The sequence below is a fragment of the Enterobacter cloacae complex sp. 6730903 genome (assembly GCF_048283985.1).
GTDB classification, from domain to species: Bacteria; Pseudomonadota; Gammaproteobacteria; order Enterobacterales; family Enterobacteriaceae; genus Enterobacter; species Enterobacter hormaechei_C.
Genome location: NZ_JBLVXX010000212.1, coordinates 1 through 292 on the forward strand (window position 1 = coordinate 1; position 292 = coordinate 292).

Annotated in this window: 2 tRNA genes; both read left to right on the forward strand. The window is 52.7% G+C overall.

From position 1 onward, the window contains the following. The first annotated feature begins 17 nt into the window (after nt 1–17). A tRNA-Ile gene (locus ACNQ0W_RS25620) sits at nt 18–94 on the forward strand. Between the two features lie 105 nt (nt 95–199). Then, nucleotides 200–275 (forward strand) — tRNA-Ala (locus ACNQ0W_RS25625). Nucleotides 276–292 lie beyond the last annotated feature (17 nt).

Consider the following 292-nt stretch of genomic DNA (forward strand, 5'->3'; position numbering starts at 1 on the left):
CAGTAAAAAACCTCTACAGGCTTGTAGCTCAGGTGGTTAGAGCGCACCCCTGATAAGGGTGAGGTCGGTGGTTCAAGTCCACTCAGGCCTACCAAATTTTTGCTGATGCTGCGTTGCGGCGACACTCACATACATAAGTATGCTTTGTGTCACCACGCCTTGCCTCAACAAAAATTACCGGTACAGAGGTGACTACGATGGGGCTATAGCTCAGCTGGGAGAGCGCCTGCCTTGCACGCAGGAGGTCTGCGGTTCGATCCCGCATAGCTCCACCATCTTTTACTGCGAACAC